The sequence below is a fragment of the Pedobacter sp. T50_32 genome, from assembly GCF_057652195.1.
This window is the reverse complement of sequence record NZ_JBYFBY010000002.1, coordinates 408828-421249: the sequence shown is the minus strand read 5'-3', so window position 1 is coordinate 421249 and position 12422 is coordinate 408828. Positions and strand designations below refer to the sequence as shown.

Below are 12422 nucleotides of genomic sequence, written 5' to 3'. Positions count from 1 at the left end.
TATAAAAATGGATGCTTTTCCCAAGCAAAAAATAGACTTCAATAATACTGAGGTAGCTTTTAGACATAAATCTAACGGCGAATTAAAACAGGCATATTGGCTTTTTAAAATGATTGGCAGTAATTTTCTGACCAAGGTTGGGCCGCCAGTCGCCAATTTCATGCTAAATATTGGTTTACCGATACAAGGAGCCATTAAAGCAACGATCTTTAAACAGTTTTGTGGTGGCGAAACCATTGTAGAATGTGAGCACACTATTGAGCAGTTACATCAAGGAAAAGTTGGAACTATCTTAGATTATTCGGTAGAAGGCGAGGATGAGGAACACATTTTTGATTTTACTTGCGAAGAAATTATCAGAACAATTGAGCGTGCAGATGGTGATGTTAGAATTCCGATTACGGTTTTTAAGGTAACAGGCATAGGCCGATTTGCATTGCTAGAGAAATTAGATGCTAGGCAAGAATTGACCGATACTGAGGCCGCAGAATTTGAAAGAGTAAAGCAACGCTGCGAGAAAATCTGTCGTACTGCATTTGATAGAAAAGTGCCTGTGATGATAGATGCCGAAGAAACTTGGATACAAGACACGATTGACTTGCTGGCTATAGAAATGATGATGAAGTTCAATAAGGAGCAACTTATTGTATTTAATACTTACCAAATCTACCGCCATGATAAGTTGGCAGGTTTAGAAGCTGACTACCTAATTGCAAAAGAAGCTGGTTTCATTCTTGGAGCGAAATTGGTTCGTGGTGCGTATATGGAAAAGGAGCGTAAACGTGCCGAAGAAAAAGGATATCCATCGCCAATACAGCCAGATAAAGCCGCTACTGATAGAGATTACAACCTTTCTCTACGTTTCTGCGTAGAAAATATTGATAGAATTGGATTTGTTTGCGGTACGCACAATGAAGAAAGCAGTCGCTTGTTAACAGAGTTGATTGACGAAAAAGCAATTGCACACAACCATCCTCATGTTTACTTTGCACAATTGTTAGGAATGAGCGATAATTTGAGTTTTAATCTTTCAAACTCAGGTTATAATGTTGCTAAATATGTTCCTTATGGGCCAATTAAAGCTGTAATGCCTTACTTATTTAGAAGAGCACAAGAAAACACTTCTGTAGCTGGTCAAACTGGTAGAGAGCTTTCTTTGATTAGCAGAGAAAAGGCTAGGAGGGGGATATAATTAACGGAGGGCGTGGTTACTAAGCTACTCCTTTAACCAGCCCTTAGCAAGTGCTAAGCTCATAATTTCCGAAGTTCTTTTTAATCCTAATTTTTTCAGGATGTTTCTTCTATGTGTGCTTACAGTGGCAGCGCTAATGAATAAATTTTCCCCAATTTCTATACTCGATTGACCTTTTGCCATTAAAAGCAAGATGTCATATTCACGTTTGGTAAGCAGATATTCTTTCATAAAATCATCCATAAAATAACCGCCTTCCTTAGGAGAATTAAGTTGATGATCAGCTTCAAAAAATTGTAGACCGTTATAAACTGCATTTATGCCCGTTACAAGTTCAGAAATAGAACCGTTTTTCAAGATATAACCATCTGCGCCTTTTTGCTGCACTTCTTTAATGATATGAGCTGCATTATAATTAGATAACACTAAAATTTTGATGTTTCTGTATTGTTGTTTCACATGCTCTATTACTTGAAGTCCGTCTATTTGTGGCATATTCAAGTCCAATATTAGCACATCAGGTTTATTTAAAAAGATATCATTAAGTACTTTTTTGCCATCATTGGCCGAACCAATAATGTTGATATAAGGATATTCGCTTAAAGCGGATATTAAACCGTCTATTAGCAATTGGTGGTCGTCTGCAATATAGATATTAATGCTGTTCATTTACGTTGTCATGTTTTGGTTTGGCAGTTCAATGCTAATCAAAGTGCCGTTGCCAGGTGTCTCAATTTCAATTTTGCCTTGTAGATAGTCGACTTTAGAAAAAATACTGCTCATTCCCGAGCCTACGGGGTTTTCCATTCTTTCTTTTGTTAGCCCCAATCCATTATCTTCTGCCATAATTACAATGATATCCTCATGCGCAATCAACTGGATAATGCCATTTGTAGCTTCCGAATGTTTAATCATATTCTGCAAAAGTTCCTGCACAATGCGATAAATGCTGTTCAGAAAGTTCGGATTGTACTGATTAGCTTGTTCAAAACCAATACATACGAACTCAATATACAGTTTTTCCGTTTTATTTATATTCTGAATTAAACTTTCTAAAGCATTAACGAAACCCAATTTTTCTATCGTTACGGGACTAATCTGATGACTCATGGTTCGTACTGTATCAGCTACTTGTGAGAGCATTTCATCTGCTTTTCCTAGCTTATCATCTTCGCCTTCAATTAAATGTTGTCTGGTTTTCTTAAGTGAATTTAAATGTAAACCAACTACAGAAAGCATAGCGCCAATTTCATCATGTAATCTATCTGCAAATATCCTGCGCTCTTTTTCTTGAACTTTTACAATCGTATCAGTTAATATCTTCTGTTGCTGATTTTTTTCAAATAGGAGTGTCAACCTCTCTTTGCGGTATCGATTAAATTTTTGTGCCAAGCCGTACAGAAGTATAGCAGCTTCTACTACCAAACCTCCCAAAAGCGCAAACTGTGCCACGTAATAGTCAAGCATTACAGTTCCATACATATACAACTGTTCAGCTAAACCAGATATATATAGTACCAATGTTGCGGCTAGGTGAAATTTGGCTTCGTTAACACCTTTTAATATTTTTTCGATGGCACTAACTAATATGAGTAGATGTTGTATGCTTGCAATGATAATTAGTAGGGTTTGCGTATGCTTAAAAGTAATTAGAGATGTTTGGTAATTGGTTGGAGCTAAAATCAATACTAAGAAAATGATACTGAGAACCTGTAGAACTTTGTTTGGATAAAAGAAGTAGCTGCTCTTTGTTTGCCCGATAAAAAGCTGCATGAATTGGATATTGAAAATAATGGTAAGCAGCAAACTAACAGGTCGTGCTCTACTTGGGAAAAAGCTACTGTTTGACCATAAATATTCGAAGCCTAAACCTTTATTACTCCAGATCCACAATAATAATGCGCCAATATATAGACCGTAAAACAGATATAACTTTTTATGCGTACTTGCCCATAACACAAGACTGAAAAAAATCATCAAGATAATGGTTCCAGATAACAAACCGTTGATGAGGTTACCTTTGATATAAATGCCAGAAAGTTCTTTGTAGCTCAATACTCGCATTGGTGCTTGTAAACTTTCTTTGCGTTTGTCTACTTTTAGCAGGAAATAGCCATCGCTTTTGAGTAATGGTATAGCGAAATTGGTAAATTCTGGAAAGGGACGTTGCTTAAATGGAAAAAAATCTCCAGTCTGGTAAAGCAGTCTTGCGTTGTTATCACTTATCTCATACCACTCTAAAATATTGATATGTGGATTATCTATAGCCAATAACCATTCGGTAGTGGCATTTAAATCTTTTGTTTCTACAGCGAGCCAGAAGATCGATTCTGTATAACCTGGGTTAAAACTTGGCCGACTAACCGATTTAAATTGTTGCCGTAGGTATAATTCTTGAACTTTTGCGATGCTTAAGTTAGCGGTGGCATCTTCAAATAAGCCAAACTTCACATTAGGTTGCACGTCCATTTTTCCGAATAGAAAAATTGGATGCACTAATAAAATCAGAAGTAGAAATTTAAAATGCGAAACCATGCAAATAGCTATAAATGTTTAAATATAGCCATTTATAGCTATTCTGATAAGTTACAAGAAACTGAATTGGCGTGTAAAGAGATTAAGTAGTAAGAGTGTTTTTTTTAAAGTGTGTTGATAGTCAGTTTGTTGAAGGGGAACTTGGTTTAAAAATATGGGGTTTCGTTAAATTAGGATTATTGGTACAATAAGAATTTTTCTTCAACATTTAAACCAAATCGATCTTGTGCTTTAATTAATACTACTGATGTTTTTGGCGATGAGGTTTTTTGCCTCGCAACCTCCCATAAATGCGAAGAATTTCGTTTACGCAGCGGGTTAAGTGTGTTCCCTTTGGTAGGATATACTTTTGCGTGATTAAGTTCTATAATGTTTAAAACCGTTGGATCAACGTCTTTTTTACGGTTCATTTTCACCCATTCCGCATCATCAATTTTAATAGAAACATCAGTGCTATCTCCTGCACCAAATACATTTACTATTATTCGATTGCTATCCGTGGTAAGAGCCATTTGTTTGTTGTCGTCTAAACCAACTCCTTTGAAACGAAAGCTGTATTTGTCGTCCTCAAAATTTACAACAAAATAACCTCTTGGAGTACCACATTGCATTAAAGCGCTGGGTATTCCGTCTGTATCTTTCTCTCCCCGCCACCAATTTCCACAAGTTGCACCAGCCCCCAGTTCTTGAATATTTGGATGTTTAAAAAAATGCCTACTAACGGTATGGGTATGTCCAGAGAGTATCAAAACGTTTGCATAATCTTTAACCAAGTCTAACACTTCTTTGTTGTTTTTAGTAGCAACCATAGGGATATGTTGACTAATAACAATTGTTTTTTCTTTTGAAACGTACGACAAATCATTTCGCAAAAACTGTAATTGTTTATCGTTAATTCTTCCTTCGTAACTCTTTTTATCTGTGGCAAAAACGTTATTTAAAACGATGAAATGTGTTTTTCCGTAATTAAAAGAATAATTATCAGCTCCGTTTACCCTATTGAAAGCATCATTCATAAACATTGGATGATCAACGTTTCTATCGTGATTGCCGACTAACGTCCAAGATGATGAAGGTAACTGATCCATCATTTCACGCATAACTGGCAGTAGGCTAACTTTATCGTTAACCAAATCGCCAAGCATCAAGTTAAAATGAATATCGTTCCTATTGTTTAATTCGGAAAAAATGCTTTTTGCGGCATAGCTTAGCTCTTCAGCATTATCTACTTGAATGTCTCCAATAGCGCCAACGTTAAATGATTTAGGTACTTCACTTTTAAGGATTGGTATTTGCCATGAAATCGTATCCTTTACATCTTTACGGTTTGGATCTAGATAAAGGAAGTTTGCATTTACAACCTTTGTTGTCGACTTACTCCATGTATACTCTGATGGTAAGATTGGAAAAATTGATTCGCCAATATTTGCTTTGATATAGTACAAGCCATTTTTATCTGTTTTAACGATATCTGTTCCGTTCGAAATTAAAATATCTTTAAGCCCTTTTTCTTTACGATCGCAAATGCCGTTACTGTTGGCATCATTAAAAACTTGACCTTTAACGATGATAACTTTATCAAACGCATACCCGCTCTGAGGTAATTGAATAAGTGTAAATAAAGAAATGATCAGGGAAATTATTACTATTCTATTTTTCATAAAATATACTGAGAATGGAGGCGAAGATAATAGTTTGGCTTTCTACTCAATAATAGTTTTTAGAAATAAATTTTTAATTGTGGTTATCAAAAGGTGTAATTGTCAAATAAAAGGGTGGGTATATTTATAATTAATTTAACAAATTAGTGGATTTTTTATGATTTGAAAAATAGGTATATTTGTTTAAAATGAAAAGCACTTGAACTTAAATGATTCAAATGACGATAAGAACTTCTTATCTGACCTAAGAAATGACAAAAATAAATTCTCCAAATTGTACGACAAGTATTGGAAGATTTTATTTGCCATAGCTTTTCATAAATGTCGAGATCAGGCTATGGCCGAAGATTGCGTTCAAGACGTATTTTTAAGTCTTTTAAACCATAAAAATCCGAGATCTATCGAAAATTTGGAGGCATATTTAGCTAAAGCCACCAAGTATGCAATTTTACGTGCCATCTATAAGCACAACCGTACGCAGTACCTAGAAGAATATCCTGATGATATTAAACTAATGGAGCGATCTATTGAAGATGCCATTGAAGAAAAAATGCTGAAACAACATCTTTTTGATAAAGTAGAAGAGTTGCCAAAACAATGTCGGTTGATATTCAAGTCTTCTCGTCAGGATCATTTATCAAATGATGAAATTGCAGAGCTGATGAATATTTCTAAAAGAACGGTTGAAAACCAACTTTCGAAGGCTTTAAAAGTGTTGCGAAGCTACCTTTCCAGTTTTTTTTATTTTTTTTAGTCTTCAAGCGTGCGTATTTCTCTAATTGCTGTACTGTAAGTAAGCAAGACTAGAAATATGAAGTTAACAGATCCAATCAAACAAGCTATCAGTAGAGTTTTTACTAATCAGTCGAAGCCAGATGATTTTGAAATAATTAACAAATGGTACGATTCAGACGAAGACGAAACGATCTTCGCTGGTAACTCAATGGAAGCTGTTAAAAACAACATCAGTAAAAAAATAGACAGCAAACTGAAAAGAAACAATCTGCGGTTGTATTCGAAACGTATTGTTTCTGCTGCTGCAGCGCTCGTTGTCATCACAGTTGGTGTTTATTATTTCAGTACAAAAAAGGATAATAATGTCATCTATAGTGGTCCTAAATTAAGTGTGCTTACATCAAGTGATCAAAGTATGCGTTCATCTTTAGAAAGTGAAGGAAAGATAAATTACGCTGACAACAAAATCACTGCTGTTCGTTCTGCAAACGCAGAAATACTGAACATCACGCTAGAAGATGGGAGTAAGGTTTGGGTAAATGCTGCTTCGTCTCTTGAGAAATTAAATTTCAGCGAAAGTGAAAGAAGGGTGAAACTTGTTGGCGAAGCATTTTTCGAGGTTGCCAAAGATAGCACCCGACCTTTTATCGTTGAAACAGCGCAGCAGACAGTGAGAGTGCTGGGTACAAAATTCAATTTAAAATCTTACCCTAACCAAAAGGAAACTTTGACATTGGTGGAGGGAAAAGTTTCGACCATAAGTCAAAAAGAAAATAAGGCCATACTTACTGCCGGTGAGGTGATTACCCTTAATGATGGTGAAATTCTGCCAGAAACTTTTAAGGAAAATAACCTCTTGTGGAGAGCACAAGTTTTTGCATTTGAAGATGAGACACTCGCTGAAATACTAGATAAAATATCAAAATGGTATAATGTAAAAACTTCAAATGTTCCTGCTTCGGATAAGCATATTTCTGGAAAAATAGGGGCTAATGCAAGCATTTACGAGGTGTTGAGTATGCTTAGCCTAGTGTCTAACCAACAAATCGTTTTAGAGAATAATGTAGTAGTAGTAAAATAATTATAATAATAAATAAACCATGAACAAACTATTAACCAGACTGTTAATGTCATTCCTAGTGTTGGTGTGCTTTTGTTTCCCTAGTTGGGCAAGTGCACATAACCTGCAACGGATAGACCTAAATGCTCAAAACAAATCGCTGAAGACGATTATAGAATCGTTGGAAAAACAATCTAACTATTATTTTATCTATGACAACGAGCTACTTAATAGTAACAAAAATTTAAGTGTCAATTTTGATAATTTAAGTTTTGAAGAAACAGTTAAGCTTTTAGCATCTAAAATCAACGTAAATTATAAGTTAGTTGATAAAACGGTAACGCTATACGCAAAAGGTAATAACACTGCACAGCAAGAAGTAACCATTAGTGGTATAGTGAAGCTAAAGAGCCCTGATAACGATGTTCCTTTCACTCTTAATGGTGTCTCGGTACAGATTAAAGGAACCAACAAGGGGACTACTACAGATTTTAAAGGACAATTTTCTCTGAAAATTAGTGGGACTGTTACGTTAGTGATGTCATATCTCGGCTACGAGAAAAAGGAAATGACTGTAAACGCGGCTACCAGAATAGATGTTGTATTACAGGAGCTACCAGGAACTTTGGGCGAAGTGGTGATATCAGCCTACGGGATTAAAGAGACCAAAGAGAACCAGATTGGAAGTGCCTACACAGTTACAGCGAAAGATCTTGAAAAACGCCCAGCGTTGCGTATAGATGCTTTGTTGGAAGGTTTGGTGCCGGGACTCGAGTTCAATACGCAAGATCAGAATAATGGTTCTCCTAGACCAAGATTTAGTACGCGTATACGTGGCGAGTCGTCTGCTCCTTATGGCGTAATGTCTAACGAACCGCTGTGGGTGTTGGATGGTATACCAGTAAACACTGGTGGAACTACAAATTCTATCGCAGGTCCAGAAACAAGTATCAGTCCGTTAACTTATATCAATCCAGAAGACATCGAGTCGATTACGGTTTTAAAAGACGCTAGTGCCACTGCAATTTATGGTGCAAGTGGTTCTGGTGGTGTAATTCTAGTCCGCACAAAAAAAGGAAATGGAACACCAATTGTAAAATACACATATCGTACCACTATTGATAAGATCGCCCCGCATAATACCTTCAATGTACTTAATGGAGATCAATACAGAAGGGTTGTAAATGAAATGGGACTGGATAATAGAATTGCAGATTATGGTAACGTATCTACAAATTGGCTAGATACTTATTACACAGAAGGCCGAATTAACACACATAACTTATCGCTATCTGGTTCTAACCAAAGCACAAATTATTATATCTCGGGAGGTTTTTATGATCAAAAATTAACAAGTATCACTAACAAAACCCAACGTTATAGCTTGCGTTCTCAAATCAATACAGACGTAAGTAAAAGATTATCTTTCAATTTTGTTTTTGGTGGATCTTACAACAGTAACAATATGTGGGGTGTTGGAAGTAATTATTACTCGGAGTTACCGATAAGATCACCTTATAACGCTGATGGTAGTTATGCCTTATATGATAATTTGGGTGTTCGTTTATTCCCTTCTTTGGCAGAGGCTTATCAAAACGACAATGACCAGTCTGCTTTGCAGGCATTTTCGCAGATACAAGCTACTTTTCGAATTATGCCTGGGTTAGATTTTACTACTCGTTCGGGGGTTGATTTTTCTTCCATTAACGAATTAAGATACTCGTCGATGCAAAATTTAACAGGAAAAGACGGTAATGGTTATTTGTACAAAAATCAAGCTAGGATGTATAATTGGACTTCAAATGGTACCTTAAATTATACCAAAAAATTGTTTGATGGCGAGCTAAGCACCTTATTGGGTTTTGAAGCAAATAAAAGTAATAGTTCTTTTATTCGTGCTAGCGCATTCAATTTTCCTAATGACTATGTTAGAGAATTATCAATGGCTATATCAGCTAATACCAGAAGTTCAGGAAATACCAATGAGAATGGCACCCTGTCTAGTTTTGGACGACTGTCTTACCTTTGGAAAGATAAATACAACGTAAGTTTTAGCTTTAGACGAGATGGTGACTCTGACTTTGGACAAGACGTAAAATGGGCGAATTTTTATGCTGTGGGCGGTGCTTGGACAGTTTCTAATGAAGAGTTTTGGAAGAACAATGTTCCGGAAGACATTAACTTTTTAAAATTTAAAGTGTCTTACGGTACCACAGGAAATGGAAGATTTAATGGCAATTACGCCAAAGGCATATATACTTTTAATGAAACAGATGCATATGGTAACGTTGTAGGTGCTACCATGTCTAGAGGTAGGAATAATGCTTTAAAATGGGAAACAACCTATAAATTCAATACAGGTTTAGATCTAACCTTATTTAATCGCATTAATGTAGGTTTAGAGTATTACAGAGATGTTACGAACGATTTGATTAGCGACGCAACTGTTTCGCTAACTACGGGGCAGCGCTCTGTATATCGAAACAATGGAAGATTAAGAAATACTGGTTTCGAGGCTATAGTAAGAACTACAAATATTGAAAATGGAAGTTTCAGTTGGACAACAAATTTCAACCTTTCTTTCAATAGAAATAAAGTATTGTCACTAGCAACAGATGTAGGTCAATCAAATCTAACGTCAATTATGCAAGTTGGTGGCGATACAAGAGCTATTTATTTGGTGCGTTGGGCAGGTGTTGATCCAAGTACTGGTGATCCAATGTGGTACGACGCTAATAACAATATTACCAAGCTGTTTGACCTTAATAATAGAGTTGTGATTGGTCGTCCAAATCCGGATTTTTTTGGAGGTGTTACAAACTTGGTTTCTTATAAAGGCTTTAATTTATCCTTCTTATTACTTTATACGCAAGGTGGATTAGCATTGTCGTCATTATTAAATGAGGCTGGTCATGATGGCTTAAATATCCTAAGTACTAATATGTCATCCGATTTATTAGACCATTGGAGATATGCTGGGGACTTATCTGTGAATCCAAGATTATCTGCAGTTTCAACAAGTTCTAACAGAACTTCAACAAGGTACTTATTAGATCGATCTAATATTCAGTTAAAAAACATCAGTTTAGAATATAAGTTGCCCGATAACTTTGTGAAGAAAGGCTTTTTAAAACGAGCAGTAGTTTATGTAATGGCTGATAATGTTGCTATGTGGACACCATATAGAACAAGTAAAAGAAATAATTTAGGTAACGGCGAGTACGAAACAATTAAATTAAATACCTACGCCAATTCATTCGGAGGAGTACCAGCGCAGGCATCATATTCTGCTGGAGTAAACCTTACATTTTAATACATATTACAATGAACAAAATATTACATAAATTGATACGTACGGTACTTGTTTGTGCTTTACTAATCATCAGTAGCTGTAAATCTTTTTTAGATATAGAGCCTGTTGGCTCACTTACTGGGGAAAAGCTGTTTACAAATGTAGAAGGCTACACTTCTGCTATGGTGGGAAGTTATAGCCTATTCGCTAAATACCATCTTTCTCAATATGGTTTGTATGGAGATTTGCGTGCAGACAACGTTTTGCTTAATCAAACTTTAGGTGGAGGCGTTTTAGCTGAATACAATTATGAAAGCGACCCGACTGCCGACCTCAGTGCGGTAAGGATAATTTGGGGGAATATTTATGAAACCTTAAACAACGTTAATAATGTAATCGAGTCTAGGGCTGGTCTCTTGGAGAGCTTTCCAGGTTCCAAAGTAGATATTGATCGTATTTATGGTGAGGCATTGGTTCTTAGAGCCATGTGTTTTTTTGATTTAGCTAATGTATATAGCCAAACCTATGCATATACGCCCGATGCGAGCCACCTTGGTGTGCCAATTTTCACAAAAACACCACTACCTGGAGTTACAACGGCTAGGTCTACTTTAAAGGAAACTTATGCAAGAATAATAGCTGATCTTAAAGAAGCACAAACTATACTTTCAGGAAGGACTTCGAAGAGTAAAATCTATGCTTCTGCAGATGCCGCTACAGCACTTTTATCTAGAGTTTACCTGTATATGCAAGATTGGGATGCTGTAATTGGCTTGTTAGAAAAGCCAGAGCTTAAAAATAGATATCCATTAACTTCTGCTTCAAACTACATGAATATGTTTATAGCTGAACAGCAAAGGGTTAATCCTGAGCTTATTAGTCCTGAGGTAGTATGGCAGCTTAATTTAAATTTAACTGCAACAACGTATTTAACAGATATCTTTTCAAACCCTGAGAGTTTTTATGTTTATCCGCATGCTAGTTACAGAGCTTTGTTTGAGGCTAGTGATATCAGATCTCAACAGTTTAAGGTAAATCCACGTAACGCAAATATGTTTTATACGTTAAAGTATGGAAAAGCAGATGAAGTGGCACGTGTAAATTGGCCTGTAAACTTTAAAATGTTCAGATCGGCAGAGATTTACCTTAACCTTGCTGAAGCTTATTACCATAAGCAACAATACGAATCTGCTGCCAACAATATCAAGTCGGTACGTGCGAGGGCTTACGATGTAGCTGCATCAATCATTAACTTGCCAACTAATGACCCAGCTGCGCTATTGCAACAAATTAAGTTGGAAAGACGTAAGGAGTTAGGTTTCGAGAACCAACGTATTTTCGATATTATGCGTTATAAAGATAACCTAACTAGGACAGAGTGTAATTCAACTACATGTACTTTGACCTATCCTAATAATAAGTTTGTGCTTCCAATCCCAGAGATGGAAATTCTAGCTAATCCTTTAATCAAACAAAATCCTCTATAGTATGAAATTTATTAAATTATATTGTTTGCTGTTGGCCGTATTTGCATTTTCAGCATGTAATAAAGATACCACTACTCCTTACGATAATCCATTCTTTTATATTAACGTAAATAATAATAGTACGGTTAGGGTGGCCAGCGATAGAAGTGAGGTAGTAGAATATAAAGTATATTTTAGCGGAAAACGTCAATTTGAAACAATGGCACTCGACTATGACTTTGTAGTTGGAACGGGTTTAAAGGAAGGCGTGGATTTCCAAATCGTTAGCAGCAAGCGTCAGTTAGAGTTTTTACCAGGAATTGTAGAGGCGCCTATTGCTATTCGTTGGTTGTCTAATCCTGTGGATGCTGCAAAAGACAATTCTTTGGTGATTAAACTCGTAAAAAATAACAAGAACTATACGATAGGTATGCCGGGCCCAGATGGTTTACAATCTAAACTTACGATTGTTAAATTTTAG

9 protein-coding genes are annotated in these 12422 nt (G+C 36.1%); 6 read left to right on the top strand and 3 right to left on the bottom strand.

Annotated features, from left to right (window positions below):
- Nucleotides 1–7 precede the first annotated feature (7 nt).
- Nucleotides 8–1192, top strand: coding sequence for a proline dehydrogenase family protein (locus AC23ME_RS07175; protein WP_487727075.1), 1185 nt, complete (start codon nt 8–10; stop codon nt 1190–1192).
- Between the two features lie 24 nt (nt 1193–1216).
- On the opposite strand, the gene AC23ME_RS07170 is transcribed toward AC23ME_RS07175, so the two are convergent.
- The 3 genes from AC23ME_RS07170 to AC23ME_RS07160 all read right to left on the bottom strand — a co-directional run bounded on the left by AC23ME_RS07170 (nt 1217) and on the right by AC23ME_RS07160 (nt 5388).
- Nucleotides 1217–1861 carry a response regulator gene (locus AC23ME_RS07170; protein WP_487727074.1) on the bottom strand — a complete coding sequence of 215 codons (645 nt, stop codon included), beginning with the start codon at nt 1859–1861 and terminating at the stop codon, nt 1217–1219.
- On the bottom strand, nt 1862–3727 hold the full coding sequence (locus tag AC23ME_RS07165; protein ID WP_487727073.1) for a sensor histidine kinase: 1866 nt from the start codon (nt 3725–3727) through the stop codon (nt 1862–1864).
- Nucleotides 3728–3903: 176 nt separating this feature from the next.
- Nucleotides 3904–5388, bottom strand: a complete 1485-nt coding sequence (locus AC23ME_RS07160) for a calcineurin-like phosphoesterase C-terminal domain-containing protein (RefSeq protein WP_487727072.1) — start codon at nt 5386–5388, stop codon at nt 3904–3906.
- A 199-nt stretch (nt 5389–5587) separates the two neighbouring features.
- On the opposite strand from AC23ME_RS07160, the gene AC23ME_RS07155 reads away from it, so the two are divergent.
- From AC23ME_RS07155 to AC23ME_RS07135, 5 genes are read left to right on the top strand one after another with little or no spacing between them, the layout of a single operon-like run.
- Entirely contained in the window at nt 5588–6142 is a 555-nt protein-coding gene (locus AC23ME_RS07155) for an RNA polymerase sigma factor (RefSeq protein WP_487727071.1), read from the top strand.
- 57 nt (nt 6143–6199) lie between these two features.
- Nucleotides 6200–7204, top strand: coding sequence for a FecR family protein (locus AC23ME_RS07150; RefSeq protein WP_487727070.1), 1005 nt, complete (start codon nt 6200–6202; stop codon nt 7202–7204).
- Between the two features lie 19 nt (nt 7205–7223).
- Nucleotides 7224–10496 (top strand): SusC/RagA family TonB-linked outer membrane protein, encoded by a 3273-nt coding sequence (locus AC23ME_RS07145; RefSeq protein ID WP_487727069.1) that lies wholly within the window; start codon nt 7224–7226, stop codon nt 10494–10496.
- An 11-nt stretch (nt 10497–10507) separates the two neighbouring features.
- Complete coding sequence (locus AC23ME_RS07140) at nt 10508–11962, top strand: RagB/SusD family nutrient uptake outer membrane protein (RefSeq protein ID WP_487727068.1); 1455 nt, start codon at nt 10508–10510, stop codon at nt 11960–11962.
- Nucleotide 11963: 1 nt separating this feature from the next.
- The gene (locus AC23ME_RS07135) at nt 11964–12422 is read left to right on the top strand and encodes a hypothetical protein (protein ID WP_487727067.1); all 459 of its coding nucleotides are present in this window, start codon (nt 11964–11966) and stop codon (nt 12420–12422) included.